This is a genomic window from Rhizobium sp. CF080, from assembly GCF_000282095.2.
Taxonomy (GTDB): domain Bacteria; phylum Pseudomonadota; class Alphaproteobacteria; order Rhizobiales; family Rhizobiaceae; genus Neorhizobium.
In genome coordinates this window covers 1,075,468-1,091,561 of record NZ_AKKC02000002.1, presented here as the reverse complement: position 1 = coordinate 1,091,561, position 16,094 = coordinate 1,075,468, and the positions used below count along the sequence as shown (strand labels likewise).

Annotated in this window: 16 protein-coding genes; 3 read left to right on the top strand and 13 right to left on the bottom strand. The window is 62.2% G+C overall.

Features of this window, described 5'->3' with window-relative positions:
- Positions 1–35: 35 nt before the first annotated feature.
- From PMI07_RS06395 to PMI07_RS06355, 9 genes are all read right to left on the bottom strand, one after another.
- Positions 36–707, bottom strand: a complete 672-nt coding sequence (locus tag PMI07_RS06395; RefSeq protein WP_007772290.1) for a 4-carboxy-4-hydroxy-2-oxoadipate aldolase/oxaloacetate decarboxylase — start codon at positions 705–707, stop codon at positions 36–38.
- The gene (locus PMI07_RS06390) at positions 707–1,435 is read right to left on the bottom strand and encodes a PIG-L deacetylase family protein (RefSeq protein ID WP_007772292.1); all 729 of its coding nucleotides are present in this window, start codon (positions 1,433–1,435) and stop codon (positions 707–709) included. The genes PMI07_RS06395 and PMI07_RS06390 overlap by 1 nt, the downstream gene beginning before the upstream one ends.
- 15 nt (positions 1,436–1,450) lie before the next feature.
- The gene (locus PMI07_RS06385; RefSeq protein ID WP_007772294.1) at positions 1,451–2,407 is read right to left on the bottom strand and encodes a VOC family protein; all 957 of its coding nucleotides are present in this window, start codon (positions 2,405–2,407) and stop codon (positions 1,451–1,453) included.
- A gap of 281 nt (positions 2,408–2,688) precedes the next feature.
- Positions 2,689–3,345, bottom strand: a complete 657-nt coding sequence (locus PMI07_RS06380) for a TerC family protein (RefSeq protein WP_007772295.1) — start codon at positions 3,343–3,345, stop codon at positions 2,689–2,691.
- A 377-nt stretch (positions 3,346–3,722) separates the two neighbouring features.
- Positions 3,723–4,604, bottom strand: coding sequence for an ABC transporter permease (locus tag PMI07_RS06375; protein ID WP_007772297.1), 882 nt, complete (start codon positions 4,602–4,604; stop codon positions 3,723–3,725).
- Between the two features lie 12 nt (positions 4,605–4,616).
- A complete protein-coding gene (locus PMI07_RS06370; protein ID WP_007772299.1) occupies positions 4,617–5,543 on the bottom strand; it encodes an ABC transporter permease in 927 nt (308 codons plus the stop codon).
- An 11-nt stretch (positions 5,544–5,554) separates the two neighbouring features.
- Positions 5,555–6,538: an ABC transporter ATP-binding protein gene (locus tag PMI07_RS06365; RefSeq protein WP_024163613.1), complete on the bottom strand. Its 984-nt coding sequence runs from the start codon at positions 6,536–6,538 to the stop codon at positions 5,555–5,557.
- The gene (locus PMI07_RS06360; RefSeq protein ID WP_007775423.1) at positions 6,535–7,548 is read right to left on the bottom strand and encodes an ABC transporter ATP-binding protein; all 1,014 of its coding nucleotides are present in this window, start codon (positions 7,546–7,548) and stop codon (positions 6,535–6,537) included. Before PMI07_RS06360 ends, PMI07_RS06365 begins: the two co-directional genes overlap by 4 nt.
- 110 nt (positions 7,549–7,658) lie before the next feature.
- Positions 7,659–9,290 (bottom strand): ABC transporter substrate-binding protein, encoded by a 1,632-nt coding sequence (locus tag PMI07_RS06355; protein ID WP_007775420.1) that lies wholly within the window; start codon positions 9,288–9,290, stop codon positions 7,659–7,661.
- Between the two features lie 402 nt (positions 9,291–9,692).
- Between PMI07_RS06355 and PMI07_RS06350 the strand changes: the two genes are divergently transcribed.
- Complete coding sequence (locus PMI07_RS06350) at positions 9,693–10,511, top strand: sugar phosphate isomerase/epimerase family protein (protein ID WP_007775416.1); 819 nt, start codon at positions 9,693–9,695, stop codon at positions 10,509–10,511.
- 42 nt (positions 10,512–10,553) lie between these two features.
- Here PMI07_RS06350 and PMI07_RS06345 read toward each other — a convergent pair whose 3' ends face one another.
- Entirely contained in the window at positions 10,554–11,246 is a 693-nt protein-coding gene (locus PMI07_RS06345; RefSeq protein WP_007775413.1) for a GntR family transcriptional regulator, read from the bottom strand.
- A gap of 250 nt (positions 11,247–11,496) precedes the next feature.
- Here PMI07_RS06345 and PMI07_RS06340 point away from each other — a divergent pair, with 250 nt between their 5' ends.
- Positions 11,497–12,774 (top strand): cysteine desulfurase-like protein, encoded by a 1,278-nt coding sequence (locus PMI07_RS06340; protein ID WP_024163612.1) that lies wholly within the window; start codon positions 11,497–11,499, stop codon positions 12,772–12,774.
- 43 nt (positions 12,775–12,817) lie between these two features.
- Here PMI07_RS06340 and PMI07_RS06335 read toward each other — a convergent pair whose 3' ends face one another.
- The 3 genes from PMI07_RS06335 to PMI07_RS33485 are packed head-to-tail and all read right to left on the bottom strand — an operon-like array spanning position 12,818 to position 15,122.
- On the bottom strand, positions 12,818–13,327 hold the full coding sequence (locus PMI07_RS06335; RefSeq protein WP_024163611.1) for a flavin reductase: 510 nt from the start codon (positions 13,325–13,327) through the stop codon (positions 12,818–12,820).
- The gene (locus tag PMI07_RS06330) at positions 13,324–14,418 is read right to left on the bottom strand and encodes an LLM class flavin-dependent oxidoreductase (protein ID WP_007769841.1); all 1,095 of its coding nucleotides are present in this window, start codon (positions 14,416–14,418) and stop codon (positions 13,324–13,326) included. The genes PMI07_RS06335 and PMI07_RS06330 overlap by 4 nt, the downstream gene beginning before the upstream one ends.
- Positions 14,415–15,122, bottom strand: a complete 708-nt coding sequence (locus PMI07_RS33485) for a GntR family transcriptional regulator (protein ID WP_007769843.1) — start codon at positions 15,120–15,122, stop codon at positions 14,415–14,417. The genes PMI07_RS06330 and PMI07_RS33485 overlap by 4 nt, the downstream gene beginning before the upstream one ends.
- A gap of 195 nt (positions 15,123–15,317) precedes the next feature.
- Here PMI07_RS33485 and PMI07_RS06320 point away from each other — a divergent pair, with 195 nt between their 5' ends.
- On the top strand, positions 15,318–16,073 hold the full coding sequence (locus PMI07_RS06320; protein ID WP_007769845.1) for an aldolase/citrate lyase family protein: 756 nt from the start codon (positions 15,318–15,320) through the stop codon (positions 16,071–16,073).
- The last annotated feature ends 21 nt before the right edge of the window (positions 16,074–16,094 follow it).

The following is a 16,094-nucleotide window of genomic DNA, read 5'->3' as shown; positions in this document are numbered from 1 at the left end:
CTCCCCAGCGGGGAGAAGGGAAGCGGCTCCACCGCTCAGATATACTTCAGGCCTTTTTCGGCGAGCTTGCCGCGCATGTCGTAGATATCGAGGCCGAGTTCACCGGCGGCGAGCCGCTTGCGCTTGTCCTCTTCGGCCGCGACCCTGGCCTCCGCCTTCTTGGCAACCGCTTCGGCTTCCTCGCGGGCAACCACGCAGACACCGTCGTCATCGGCAACGATCACGTCGCCGGGGCGAACATAGGCGCCGGCGCAGACGATCGGAACGTTGACGGAGCCGAGGGTCTCCTTGACCGTGCCCTGCGCATAGACCGCTTTCGACCACACCGGGAATTTCATCTCGGTGAGATCGACCACGTCACGCACGCCCGCATCGATGATCAGGCCCTTGCAGCCGCGCGCCTGGGCGGAAGTGGCGAGCAGGTCACCGAAATAACCGTCTTCGCAGGGGCTGGTCGGGGCGAGCAGCAGGATATCGCCGGCCTTCAGCTGTTCGATCGCCACATGCAGCATCCAGTTGTCGCCCGGAGGTGCGGAGATGGTGACGACGCTTGCCGCAAGGCGCGCACCCGGATAGATCGGCCGCATGTAGCTGGCAAGCAGGCCCTTGCGGCCCTGCGCCTCATGCACCGTGGCGACGCCGCAGGCAGCCAGCCGGTCAATGACCGACTGGTCCGCGCGCTCGATATTCTGGACGACGACCGACATCAGAGCTCGTCCACAGTGCGTGGGAAGACCGACTGGAAGCCTTCCGCGTGGGTGGACTTGCGTCCGCTGGCCTGACCGCCGGAATTGCGCATGAAGTGATTGCCGCGGTTCTCGGCGACGTTCTTGTAGAAATCCCAGAGGTGTTCCTGGCCTTCCATGCACTGGATGGCCGCCCATTTCTTTTCCCAGACGGGCGAGATGTCGAGGAAGACGTCCGGCTTCCATTCCATCTGTTCGGTCTGGTGCGGCTCGAAAAGATAGAGCTGCGGCGCGCCAAGGATCTTTTCACCCGGATTGTGGCCCCAGGCCTGGGCGATCATCCGTGCCTCGATCGCCACCTGCGTCGCATACATATGGTCGGTGTTGTAGGGGTCCCACTTGGAGTGGGAGAGCATGAATTCCGGCTGAACCTTGCGGATCACGTCGACCAGCTTGAACTTGGCGTCCTGATCGACGACCAGCGGATAGTCGCCGAGATCGAAGAACTGGATGTCGGTGACATCGAGTGCTCGTGCCGCGTTTTCCGCTTCCTTGCGGCGCTCCGTCTTCACCTTTTCGAGCGTCATGCCCGGGTTCTTCCAGAGTTTGGCGCTTTCGCCGCGCTCGCCATAGGACAGGCAGACGACAGTGACGTCATAGCCTTTTTCCTCGTGGAGCGCGATTGCGCCGCCGCAACGCCAGACGAAATCTGCCGAATGGGCGCTGATGACCAATGCTGTCTTTGCCATGGGATGCCTCTTTATTTACTTGTGTGCAACCGGCGGCGTGCCGTGCGTGTGGAAGGTTTCGATCGTCTTCATGCCCCAGGCCTGGCCCTTCTTGCGGTCGGCTTCGGTCCAGACGATCGGCTTCCAGTCGGGACGAAGGATCAGGCGGGCACCCGCATTGGCGACCTCGACACGGTTGCCGGCGGGCTCCCAGACATAGAGGAAGAAAGTGCCCTGGATCGCATGCTTGTGCGGGCCGGATTCGATATGGACGCCGTTTTCCAGGAAGATGTCGGCGGCGCGCAGAATGTCTTCGCGCTGGTCGCAGGCATAGGTGACGTGGTGGAAACGGCCGTGCGAACCGGTATGATCTTCGGAACAGGCGAGATCATAGGTCTTGTTGTTGATGGTGAACCAGCAGCCGCCGAGGCGGCCATTGTCGAGCTGGATCATCTCGGTAACCCGGCTACCCAGAGCCGTGGTCATGAATTCGCGGATCAGGCTGACATCGGCAGCCAGCAGATTGACATGATCGAGACGGCGCGGGCATGCGCCGCGGCCGTGGTAACGCTGGGCGATGTTCTTCAGCGCCGGCTTTTCTTCCGGCGGCGCAACATATTCCTTTGTATCCCAATAGAGTTCGAACAGATGGCCGTCGGGGCTCTTGAACTGATAGGCCCGGCCATGACCAAGGTCACCTTCCGTCCAGCCGACGCCCCATCCCTTTTCCTCGATCACCTTGACACGGCGCTCCAGCGCTTCCGCGGACGACGTGCGGTAGGCGATATGGCCGACCCCCGTGGTGTGATGCTTGGTGAGCTTCAGCGTGTGGAACTCGTAGTCGTCAAAGGCGCGCAGATAGACGCTGTCGCCCTCGCGGCCGCTTTCGGTCAGCCCGTAGACGCGGGTGAAGAAGTCGAGCGACTCCTCGAAACGGTCTGAATAGAGCTCAACGTGGCCGAGATGGGCGACGTCATAACAGGGTTCGGTCATGGCTTTTCCTAGATGATCGATCTACTGCGCCCGGCGGACAGGCGCATTCTCCTCCAAAATCGAGCCCGCGTCCTCCACTCCAACACGGGCGGCGCATGAGGCGCCGCAGCTTGGCATGAAGACATAAAAGCAGATCGGCAGCCTGACGAATAGGTTCTGCTGTCGCGGCATAAGTTTTGGTTGAGATGAGGGAAAAGCGGCTCGGCGAATGGCGAGCGAAGACGGGACGTTAAGGGCCCGAAGGAAACGGCGCGGCGGCAGGACCGCCGCGCCGGAAGACATTACCCGGCGATATAGGGCGCAACTTCGCTATAGCCGCGCCAGATCATCTCGAGCGCCACGTAAAGGATGACAGCGAGACCGACATAGGCAATCCAGCGATGCTTGTTGAGCAGCCGGGCGATGAAGCTTGCCGCAATACCCATCAGCGCGATCGACAGGACCAGGCCGAAAATCAGCACGGTCGGATGTTCGTGGGCAGCACCGGCAACGGCCAGCACGTTGTCAAGTGACATGGAGACGTCGGCAATGACGATCTGCCAGGCGGCCTGGGCGAAAGTCTTGCGTGGCGCACCGCCGGCAACCGTGCCATCGGCATTGAGGTCGGCATTCTGGAGCGCTTCGTTCGCTTCGTCCTCATGATGATGATGGGGGGTGCGCAGCTCGCGCCACATCTTCCAGCAGACCCAGAGCAGCAGGACACCACCGGCCAGCAGAAGGCCGACGATCTGCAGGAGCTGCGTCGTGGCCAGAGCAAAGCCGATACGCAGCACGGTCGCCGCGACGATACCCACCAGAATGGCCTTGGACCGCTGCGCTTTCGGCAGGCCGGCAGCCGCAAGACCGATGACGATCGCATTGTCGCCGGCCAGCACGAGGTCGATCATGATAACTTGCAGAAGCGCGGACAACGCTTCCGCGCTGAAAATTTCCATCATTTGGCACCCAATCTCTCAAAGGCGGGAGTGCCCGCGTGTGGACCGAGACGAACTTGAGACGCTCACGACCTGCATTTCCGCCTGCCGTAGGTCACCGCCGTTGCCGTCACATGATTTCCACGAACACCAGGCACCCAAGTTGGACTAATCCAGTCCGACATCACAGCTCAAAGATGAACTGTCAGAGGGGCCCGGTCCTGGTGGGCTGAGATTTAGCGGTATGATTGCAGAAACTCAAGTGGCGAGTTTATGAAACAGCCCGGATTAGCGCTATTACCGCCGGATCGTTGACGATCCGTTGCATTCTCACCCCCGATACAGACACAGGTGGCGGACGGTCTTGCGGCCGCCACTTGAGATTACGCCACCACTTAAGATTACGAAAGGGTCGGGTCGAGCTTGTCGCGCAGCCAGTCGCCGACAATGCTGATCGACAGCGTCGTCAGCATGATCACGACCGAGGGGGCAAGCATGATCCACGGCGCGCGGGTCAGGTATTCGCGGCCGAAACCGACCATGTTGCCCAGGCTCGTCTCCGGCGGCTGCACACCGAGGCCGAGGAAGGAGAGGCCACTTTCCATCAGGATGATTTCCGGGAAGGTCAGCGTCATCGAGACGATCAGCGTCGAGGCCACGTTCGGCAGGATATGGTGGAAATAGACCCGCGCCGGCGTCGCGCCGAGCTGCACGACGGAGGCCGCATACCCTTGCGAGCTCGCCGAGATCGCAAGGCCGCGGGCGATGCGGGCGTAGCGTTCCCAGCCGTAGAAACCCATCAAGCAGACCAGCAGCACCATCGACGAGCCGAAGAAGGCGAGCACCGCGAGCGACATGATCAGGAACGGCAGCGCCGCCTGGAAATCGGCGAGCACCAGCACGAGATGCTCGACCGCACCCCGGAACTGCGCGGCCGCGAAACCAAGCGCCGTGCCGAACACCGCCGAGAGAATCGTGGCGCCGAAGGCGATGATCAGCGATACCCGGACCGACTGGAGGAGGCGTGAAAGCACATCGCGGCCAAGCTCGTCGGTACCCAGCAGGTGCTTCAGGGCCCCTGGATGGGAAAGGCGGCTCGACAGGTCCATGGCCGTGATGTTGTAGGGGCGGATCTGGTCGGCGAAGATCGCAACCACCACCACGGCCGCCAGCCAGAGAATGCCGAGCCCGACGGTGAACGGCACGTTGCGGCGCAGGCGGGTGATGAGCGTCGCATACCAGCCCGGCGTCCGCGAGCTTTCCGACAGATTGATCGTAGTCATATCTCTTTATCCTCAATGCGCCGCGCTGGAGCGAAGGCGGGGGTCGAGCCAGCCGTAGAGCAGGTCGACGACGAGGTTCGAAACCACCATTGCGGCGGCGATGATCAGCAGGATGCACTGGACGACGGCAAGGTCGCGGTTGCTGACCGAGACGATCAGCAGGCGGCCGATGCCTGGCCAGGAGAAGATCGACTCGACCACCACGGCGCCGGCAATCAGCGAGCCGACCATGAAGCCGACGATCGTCACGATCGGCACGGCCGCGTTCGGCAGCGCATGGTTCCAGACCACGTCACGCCATTTCAGGCCTTTGGCGGAAGCGGTGCGGATATAGGGCTGGCCCATCACCTCGATCATGGCGCTGCGAGAGAAGCGGGCGAGAATGCCGATGCCGCCGATGCTCATGGTCACCGTCGGCAGGATGCCATGCACCCAGGTATCCTGACCGCCGGACGGCAACACGCCGAGAATGACAGCGAAGATCAGCACCAGCACCAGGCCCATGACGAAGGACGGGATCGTGAAGCCGAGGACCGCGAGCAGAATAACGCCGCGATCGGCAAAACTCTGGCGATGCAGCGCCGCATAGACGCCGGCCGGAATGCCGAAGACCAGCTTCAGGAGCAGCGCCGGCAGTGTGAGCTGCAGCGTCGCGGGCACGCGCTGCAGCACTAGGTCCAGCGCCGAGGCCTTGTCGCGCATCGACACGCCGAAATCGCCGGTGAAGATCGATTTGATATAGGCGAGGTATTGAATCCAGAGCGGCTGATCGAGGCCCCAGGACCGGCGGAACGCATCGACGGCTTCCTGCGGCACATCCGGGCCGAGCATGACCTGGGCTGGGTCGCCCGACATGCGCAGCACGACGAAGGCGAAGGTGACGACGGCAAAGATGGTGATCATTGCCCGGAGGAGGCGAACGGCTATGAAGCGGATCATCAGGGCTCCTCTCAGGCCGCGATCGGGGCGGCTTCGCCAGCCACGACATGGCAGGCAGCCGTGCGGCCATTGCCGATTGGGCGAAGCTGCGGAACGGCGGCGCGGCAGACATCCTGCGCCAGCGCGCAACGGGGGTGGAAGGCGCAACCGAGCGGACGGTTGGCCGGGTTCGGCGGCTCGCCCTGAAGGATGACGCGCCCTTCGAGGATTTTGCCCGGAACCGGCACGCTGGAGACCAGCGCCTTGGTATAGGGATGCTGCGGCGAGTGGAAGATCACGTCGGAAGAAGCCTCTTCGACGATCCGGCCGAGATACATCACCGCCACCCGGTCGGCGATATTGCGCACCACTTTGAGGTCATGGCTGATGAACACCATGGCGATGCCGTTCTTCTCCTGCAGATCGCGCAGCATATTGACGACCTGCGCCTGGATGGAGACGTCCAGCGCGGAAACCGGCTCGTCGCAGACCAGAAGCCTGGGGCGTGCGGCAAGCGCGCGGGCGATCACGGCGCGCTGCCGCTGGCCGCCCGACAGCTCGTGCGGATAGCGCCCGGCCTGATCCGGACGCAGGCCGACGGCCGCCATCAGTTCGGCGACGCGGGCCTCCTGATGCTGTTTCGGAATGAGCTTGTGGATGTCCAGCGGCTCGCCGATCTGCTTTGCGATCGTCACGCGCCGGTCGAGCGCTGCCAGCGGGTCCTGGTAGACGAATTGCATCTTCGCCCGCAGCGCGCGCCATTCGGGCGTCTTCAGCGCCGGCATCGGCTTGCCTTCGAACCGGACTTCACCGCCCTGTGCGACATCGATGCCGAGCAGCATCCGCCCGAGCGTCGATTTGCCCGAGCCCGACTCGCCGACGACGCCCAGCGTCTCGCCTGGCTTCAGCGCCAACGAAATGCCGTCCACGGCACGCACCGGATGCGGCTGTGCAAACACGCCGCGACGGATCTTGTAGACGCGAACGAGATTGTCCGCTTCGATGAGGGCGGTCATAGCAGCATATCCTCGGTCACTCTGGTTCTTGGCTCGGCGGGCTCGTTGGCCTGAACCGGCCGGAAGCAGGCGAGCTGCCGGCCATCGGCCGACGTATCGAGCGCAGGGCGCTCGCTGCGACAGGCCTCGAGCGCGCGAAAACAGCGCGGCTGGAAGGAGCAGCCTTCAGGCAGATGTTTCGGGTTCGGGACCGTGCCGGGGATGGGGATGAGCCGCTGGCGGGGACCGTCGATGCGCGGGATCGCGTCAAAAAGACCGCGCGTATAGGGATGGCGCGGTTCGGAAAAGAGCTCAGCGACACTGCCTTCCTCGACGATCCGGCCGGCATACATGACGCAGACCCGTTCGCAGACCTGGGAAACGGCGCCCAGATCGTGGCTGATGAACACCGTCGCCATGCCGGTCTCCGCCCGGAGCTGGATCAGCAGGTCGAGAATCTGCGCCTGGATCGTCGCGTCGAGCGCCGTGGTCGGCTCGTCGGCGATCAGCAGGTCCGGTTCGCCGGCAAGCGCCATGGCGATCATCAGCCGCTGACACTGGCCGCCCGAGAATTCGTGCGGATAGAGATCGAAACGACGGCGGGCATCGGGAATGCCCACCATGTCCAGCAGCCGCAGCGCCTCTCTCCGCGCCGGGTCGCCCCTGAGGCCGCGATGCAGCGACAGCGCCTCGACGATCTGGCGGCCGATCCTGAGCACCGGATTGAGCGAGCTCGACGGGTCCTGGAAGATCATGGCGATCCGCCCGCCACGCACCTGTTCGAAAGCCTCGCGGGGACCACCGGCAAGTTCCTGCCCATCAAGCCGCACGGAACCGGTGACACTCGCCTTGCCGGGAAGCAAGCCCAGAGCCGCAAGCCACGTCACCGACTTGCCGCATCCCGATTCGCCGACGAGGCCCACTGCTTCGCCCCAGCCGACATTGAGGTCGATGCCGTGCAGAACCTGGACGCCGTCGAAGGCGACCTTCAGATCGCGCAGCTCTACCAGATTGGACGATGCTCTATCCATATCCCGCCATACTCCTGCCTCCCGCCGTCACCAGGCCGAAGACATTGCCGTTTTTGAAAACAAATGCTCCGGCGGCCGCAGGGTCGCCGGAGCACAGAAGAACGATCCGATCAGATCGCCCAGTTGGAGGCGCGGAAGTCCATCGCGAAAGCCGGAGCAGCCTTCCACTTGAGCGACGACTTCATGCCCGTGAACACGGCGTTCTGGTGCAGGACCTGATAGACGGGGTCTTCGCGCTCGCAGATTTCCAGCATGCGGGCGAAAGCCTTCTTGCGGGCAGCCGGGTCGGTGCTGGTTTCCAGGACCGAAGCCATCTGGTTGACTTCGGCATTGGTCCAGTCCTTCTTCTGCTGCACTTCGCCGTTCGGGCCGAACTGGGCGACGATCGAGGAGACCGGATCGCTGAAGGCGGCCGAGGCCGACCAGTCCCGAACACCCTTGACGCCGGCCGGATCGTGGATCTGGCCCCAGTTTTCCTTCATTTCGATCTGAACGTTCAGGCCGACCTGCTTCCACATCTCAACCATGATCTGACCGTTCGAGGTCTGGTTGGTGTAATAGTTGTTGAGGAGGCGGAACGGGATCACTTCACCCTTGTAACCGGCCTGCTTGATCAGGTCCTGGGCGAGCTTGGCGTTGAATTCCGGAACCTTCCAGCCCTCGACGAACATCGAGCCGTAGAACGGGAACTGCAGGCCAGCCGGGATCTTGGTCTGGCCGGCCCAGAGCGCTTCGACGATCGCCTGGCGGTCGATCGAATGCGTCATGGCGCGGCGCATAAGCGGGTTGGCAAGAATAGGATTCTGAGTGTTGAAGACCGAGATCCGGTGATTGTTGATCGTCGATCCCTGAACTTCAAAGCCCTTGGCAGCCTTGACCGTTGCGATCTGATCTGGCGGCAGGTCGCAGGCGAAGTCGTATTCGCCGGAGAGCAGACCGTTGACGCGGGAAGCGACTTCCGGAACCTCAACGAAGCGGATCTGAGCGAGCGGCGGACGGCCACCCCAGTACTCGTCGAAGGCGACGAGCGTCAGGGAGACGTCCGGCTTGAATTCGCCGATCATGTAAGCGCCTGTCGTGACGGGCTTGCGAGCCCATTCGACGTAGGTCTTGGCTTCGTCCCAGGCGCGACGGTTGGCGATCTGGCTGCCGAAAGCATAGAGGCGGCCTTCGAGCGTAACGTCCGGCGTCGCGTTGTGGAAACGGACGGTATATTTGTCGACGGCTTCGACACCCGCGAGTGCCGGCCACAGACGGCGGCCGACGCCTGGGATGGTGGCTGGCAGTTCCTTGGCGGTAACCGGCTTGTTGTCGTCGGCGAAGATGGTCTTGCCGCCAGCCGGCTGGGTGCTGCCGAACAAGCGCTGGGCGGAAAAGCTGAAGGCGACGTCTTCCGCGGTCAGTTCGTCGCCGTTGTGGAACTTGACGCCCCGGCGCAGCTTCAGTTCCAGCGTCTTGTCGTCGATGCGCTTCCACTCGGTTGCGAGACCCGGAAGCGGACCCTGGTTGCCCATCCAGTCACGCAGGATGAGACCTTCCCAGACGTTCGGGAAGAAAACGCGCTCGCCGACATTCGACTGTTCGTTCCAGATGTCGAGCGTGTTGTTGTTGGTGATCTTCTGAACAGCGATCGTGATCGACGGGCGCTTGGCGCCCTGGGCGATCGAGAAGCGCGGCAGGATCAGCGAGCCGGCAGCGGCGCCGGCAAGGCCAAGCGTGCTGCGGCGGGTGAAGTTGACCATGGAAATTGTCCTTTGGCTTCGGGTTATTGAACGAGCTCGATCAGCCCCTGCGAGCTCGAGCGGTGACGGCTGAGGGGTTCGCAGAGCTTCGCCTGCCAACGGCACGCCATCCGCCCGGGCCGCGGACCTGAAAACCGCTCGCCCCGATGAACAACGTTAAGAAGCGTATTGCTACGGCTCACGACTACCTCCTGATTTGCAGGGGTTATTTGGCCAGCCTGTGTATCAGTTCCGTGACGCTAGCTTGGCGATTCGATGAAATTGAACACGGATGCAAATTTCATCATCCCGCGTTACAAATGTAATATTACCGACACAAAATTCTGACATGGGAAGCCCTGCGCGGACTTTTCTCCGGCGCGTCCCTTCCCCGACATTTCCTTTGTCTTGATGGAGTTTTCCATGTCTTCCCTTCCCGTGATCGGCGCGGCCATGACGCTTCGCGACCTCGAAATTCACCGCAACTGGCTTTTCGACAAGCAGCGCGATCTCGAACTCCAGGACTTCACCACTGGTGATGTTCTGAACGGCGACTGGACGCCGCTCGCCGAGCGCGCCAGAAAGCTGCTCGATGGTTTCGAAGGCCGCCTCGGCATCCATGGCCCGTTCTGGGGCTTCACCATCGCTTCCCAGGATCCGGACATCCGCGCCGTCGTCGCCAAGCGCCTGAAGCAGGGCCTCGACGTCTGCGCGGCGATCGGCGCAACCCAGATGGTCGCACACAGCCCCTACACGACCTGGTCCTACAACAACCTCGACAACAACAAGGGCGAGGGCGAGCGCGTCGTCGAGCACGTGCACATGACGATGCGCGATGCCGTCAAGCAGGCCGAGGATATCGGCGCCGTGATCGTTCTGGAAAACATCGAGGATATCGACCAGCATATCCGCGTGGCGCTTGCCGACAGCTTCAACTCGCCGGCCGTCGCCGTGTCGATCGATACCGGCCACGCACATTATGCACATGGTTCCACCGGCGCTCCGCCGGTCGACTATTATGTGAAGGCAGCTGGCAACCGCCTGCAGCACGTCCATCTGCAGGATGCCGACGGTTACGCCGACCGCCACTGGGCGCTCGGCGAAGGCAATATCCTTTGGCCGTCGGTCTTCCAGGCACTCGCCGATCTCACCAGCAATCCGCGGCTGATCGTCGAGATCAAGGAGAAGTCGAAGATCCCGGCTTCCGTCGAGTATCTCGCTTCGCTCGGCCTCGGCCAGTAAGCCTGACTTTACAAGCTCACACCCCGGCGCACGGCGCCGGGGTCACCGCAGTTCCGGGGACATGTCCCGCAGGTGCGACTGGGTGGCGAGGATATCCTCCACCATCATGTCCCGCGCGAGCGCGCCGTTCCGCTCGCGAAGCGCCGCGACGATCCGGAAATGATAGGACGAGAACGGGTGCACGACGCCCTTGTCGAATTCCTTTTCCACGTAATTGGTCAGCATCCGCATATAGGGGCCGAACCGCAGCCAGAGCATTTCGATATGCTGTGGCAGCACTTCGGAGCGCGACGCCTCGTAGATACCGAAATGGAACTCCTGGTTCTTGCGCAGCATGCCATAGACGTCGCCGGCCTTGCCCATCTCCTCGTGCTCGCGGGCGAGCGCCTCCGAACGGTCGATATCCTCATCGGTCATATGCACGGCGGCGAGTTCCGTCGCCAGGCCCTCGAGCGCGATGCGCGCCTGGCAGAGATCGTCGAGCCGCTCGCGGGAAACCGCCGGCACCCGCGCCGATCCGTTATGGCCGATCTCCAGGCCGTTTTCCGCCGCGAGCCTTCGGAGCGCTTCGCGCACCGGCATGTGGCTGGTGCCGAACTCGGTTGCCAGCGACGAAATGGTGATGGCCTGCGCCGGGGCAAAGGAACCCCACATCAACGCCCGGCGCAACTGTTCGTAGACCGTATCCTGAACAGTCACGCGCGACGTGACCTTCAAAAGCCCGCTATCCGCCATCCTTGTCCTCTGACCCATTCAAATCACAACCAGGCCTCGCATAACGGGCCGCGCTCTTCAAGTCTCTTGGGCGACGGGTCATCTACCGTTCCCGACGCAATTCCCCTTGATCAAATGCCGACGGCACAATAGAACATTTACAAGTTTGATCAAATGCTCATTCGGCAACAGGCCAAACATAAACAGAGGGAAGCTCGTTGTCACCTGCATCCCTTCTTCTTCGATAAATACGACACCCTGGGAGAAATCCATGAACACGCATGTCACGGCAGGCGATAACCTCGCCAAGGCTTTTCCGGTCGATGAACTCAGGCTGAAGTTTCCGGCTCTCCAGAAATACAAGGACTTCATCTTCTTCGAAAATGCCGGCGGCGCCCAGGTGCCCCAGGCCGTGGTCGATGCGGTCGCAGCCCATCTCGTCGATTGCAACGTGCAGCGCATGGCGCCCTATCTGCACAGCCAGGGCGTTGACCGCACGATCGCCGAGGCCCGCGTTTCGGTCGGCCTGCTGGTGAATGCCTACCGACCGGAGGAAATCTCCTTCGGCCTCAACGCCACGTCCTTCATCCGCCTCGTCAGCCTCGGCATCGCCAAGATGCTGCAGGAGCGCAACGAGATCATCGTCACCGACATGGACCATGACGCCGACATCGCCACCTGGATGGCGCTGGAAGCCGACGGCGCCAGGATCGTCTGGTGGAAGATGCGCGAAGACGGCATGCTGCATACCGACGACCTGAAGCCGCTGCTGAACGACAAGACCCGTCTGGTCGCGTGCACCGTAACCGCCCATTCGATCGGCACGATCGTCGACGTGGCGACTGTCGGCAAGCTGGCGCATGCGGCCGGCGCGGAGGTTTTCCTCGACTGCGTGCATTACGGCCCCCACGCTCTGATCGACGTTCAGGCCTGGGATTGCGACTATCTGGTCTGCTCCGGCTACAAGAATTTCTCCCCGCATATGGGCTTCCTCTGGGGCCGTTATGACGCACTGGTGAAGCTTCCGACCTTCAAGGAAGACTTCATTCCGGACGTTCCGCCCTACAAGATCGAGGTCGGCACCTTCACCTACGAAAACGTCGCCGGCATGAATGCCGCCGTACTTTATCTGGAAGACCTCGGTCGCAAGTTCCTTCCCGACGGCGAACATTCGCGCCGCGATGCGCTCGCCGCCGCCATGGGTGCCATCCGCGCCTACGAGCAGACGCTGTCGAAGAAGATGCTGTCAGTGCTGAAGAAGCACGGCGCCACGATCTACGGCGTTTCCGATGAGAACCAGGTGGAGAAGCGCGTTCCGACCATCTGCTTCAGCATTCCGGGCCTGACGCCGCAATATCTCTCCGCCGAACTCGGCAGGAACAATATCGGCAGCCGCGACGGCCACATGTTTGCGCCGCGCCTGATGAAGCGCCTCGGGCTCACCATGGAAAGCGGCTGCATGCGCGTGTCCATGGTCCACTACAACAAGGTGGAAGAGATCGACCGTTTCGACACTGTGCTCGGCGAGATCATCGCCAAAGCCAAGTAATGCAAAGCCGTCCGCGGGACGCGCTCCCGCGGACGGCTTCATTTCATTTGAGATGATGATAGCGGCGCCGGAAATAGACGAGCGCCTCTTCGTCCTCCGAGCCATGGGCGATTCCGACCACCCGGCAGAACAGCACGTGGTGCGTGCCGCTCTCGACAGCATTCTCCACTTCGCAATCAAACGACACGATCGCGTCGGTCAGCCGCGGAGAGCCCGTCGCGCCGAGCACCCAATCCCCCAGAGCAAACCGGTCGTCCTGCGGCGTCGAGCCGCCGAACAGTTTCGACATCGGCTCGTGGCCGGCGGCCAGCGTATTGACGCAGAGCACCCGGTTTCTCTCGAACATGCCGGCGACTGAACTGGACCGGTTGAGGCAGACGAGCAGCGTCGGCGGCCGGTCCGTCACGCTGCAGACGGCCGAAGCCGTGAAGCCCGCAAGCCCACCCGGCCCGTCTGTCGTGACGATGTTCACCGCCGCCGCCAGATGCGCCATGCCTTCCCGGAAGGCGAGCCGCGTCGCTTCCACTTCGTCGCTTAGAATATCTACCGTCATTCGACCCTCAGTCCCGCTTTTCTTAACAAAGGCATGACCCGATCGCAGAAGAAAGGCAGCTCATAGGTGTAGTTTACGAAGGACATGGCAATACCGGAATACCCCTGTTCGGAGATCGCGATCATGTCTTCGACGATCTTTTCCGGTGTGCCGACCAGCGGATAACCGCCTGCGCCGCCCGCAAACCGTTTGCGATAGAGATCGTAAGCACTTTTATCGTGCGACTGAGTGAATTCCTTCTTGCCGGCCATATGCGCGTCGACGGCCGCGTGATCGGCCATCGTCACCGCATAACGCTCGTAGTAATCTTCCGCCTCCTGTTGCGTTTCGCGGCAGACGACGTGGCAGACCGTATACGCGCCGACCTCGCGACCGAGCTTGTCCGCGCGGGCTTTGATGTCTTCCACATGCTTTCCGGCCTCGGAAATCTCGGTGAAGGTGGTGAACAGATATTCGCAGTTCTTGGCCGCGAAATCCCGGCCCGGCCCGCCAAAGGCGGCATTCATGGTGACCGGCCGCGGCGACTGCAGGCTGGCTGGCCGGCTGACGACGTCCTTCAGCTTGTAATAGGTGCCGTCGTAATCGAAGGGCGCTTCCGACGTATAGGCCCGCTCCATGATCTCCAGCCATTCGTCGGCCTGGTCGTAACCCTTCTCGACCAGCGGTACGCCGAACATGCCGAATTCCTTGGGGTTCCAGCCGCAGACGATGTTGAGGCCCGCCCGGCCGCTGCTGATATGATCGACGGTCGCCAGCGCCTTCGCCGCGTAGAGCGGGTGTACGAGCGGCACATGCACGGTCATGAAAAGCCCGATCCGCTCGGTGACGGAAGCAAGGCCAGCTGCCCAGGTGAAGGTCTCGAACGACCATTCGCGCACCCGGTTCTTGCCGCCGAACCCCTTCCAGCGGGCGATCGGCAGGAAGAAGTCGAGACCGCCGCGATCGGCGATCTGCACGGCGTTGAGATTGTCTTCCCAGCGCGCTTGCCAGCGTTCCGGCACGTCGGTAATCGCAAGCCCCCCGTCTGCATTCGGCGAAAAGACACCGAGTTTCAGTCTGCTGGGGCCTTTCAGCGGATGCGGCTTGATCATGCTGTTCCTCTCTTTTGTATTCTTCTGCGGACGGGACGCGCGGTCTCCGCCTCCTGCAACTGGCGTCGCCGGACCGAAAGATAGGCCTCCTCCGCCGCGAACATGAAAAGCGTCATGCGGTCCTGGACCATCAGCGGATCATGCGCGAGGAAGGCCGCATGAATGCGGGAAAGACCGTCGATATACTGGTAGGCGGCGCCCGGATCGGCGAACGTGCCAAGCCGCACCGACTGGAAATAGTCGATGAAGCGGGAAATGGTTGCCGCCATGTGCGGATTGTTGACCGCCTTCAGCCAGGCATTGCGGAAATCAACATTGGCTGCCAGCAGCGCCGGAATATTGCTTTCGCTCAGCGCCCGCTCCACCCGGTTCATCGCCGCCGTGATCTCCGCCTCGATATCGGGCGTCATGTCGCGGGCCGCACAGGCCGCCGCACGCGGCTCGAGCTGGCGGCGCACCTCGAAAAGTCCCGAAATATCTTCCAGTGACAATTCCCGGACCGCAAAGCCACGCGTCGTGCCGACGAGATAGCCTTCGGAGACCAACCGAAGCAGTGCCTCGCGCGCCGGCATGCGGGAAATGCCGTGGGCGTTGGCGATCTCGGTGTCCACCAGACGATCGGTCGGCGAAACGGCACTCCGCTGCAGCTTCAGCCGCAGATCGGCATAAATCGCATCCACCAGATTGTCGCTGGGCTTCAACATGGAAATCTCCTGCGCAAACCGTATACTGATCTTGCCTTATATCAAGCAAATTTTCTCATAATGCATATAGAGAACCCTATTTTTGTAGTTTTCAGTATACGGTTTAATTCACTTGCAGCTCCAGGAATTTTAGGCTTAAACTTTAATTTGGCGTAGGTTTCAAAGCCGTTTCGGCAAATTTCATAAGGCATCCCGATGAGCGACTTCCGCAGAAAATGTATCGGTCATGAGCGCGTCATCGGCACATTCGCGGCGATCCCGCATCCGGTCGCAATCGAGGTGACTGCTGCGGCGGGCCTCGACTTCATCTGCATCGACGCCGAACATGCTCAGATCGGCCGTGAGCTGATCGAAAATCTCGTCCGCGCCGCCGATGTCCATCGCGTACCCGCCATGGTGCGCGTTCCGGGCCACGCCCCGGAATCGATAGCCAGCGTGCTCGACGCCGGAGCTGCCGGCGTGCTGGTGCCGCGAGTATCCAACGCCGCCCAGGCCAAGGCCGCCGTTCTGGCGACCCGTTATCCGCCGATCGGCGAACGCGGTGTCGGTCCGGGACGTGCCGCAGGCTACGGGTACCGTATTCCCGACTATCTGAAATCGGCGAATGAAAGCCTCGTCCTCGCAATCCAGGTCGAGACCGCCGAAGGGCTCGCCAATGTCGAGGAAATCGCCGCCGTCGAGGGCATCGACGTGGTCTTCATCGGCCCCGGCGACCTCTCCGTCTCGATCGGCGCGATGGGGCCGGATGGAGCCGAGAAGCTGGATGCGGCCATTCTGACGATCACCAAGGCTGCCCGCAAAGCGGGCAAGGCCGTCGGCATCTTCCGCCCCTCCCCCGATGACGTCGGAAAATGGTCGGATGCCGGCATCAGCTTCTATCTGCTTTCAAGCGATACGAGGTTCCTCGGCGCCGGCATCGCTGCCGACGTCGCCGCCGCACGCTCCGCATAAGCTGCATCAATTTTTCCAGGA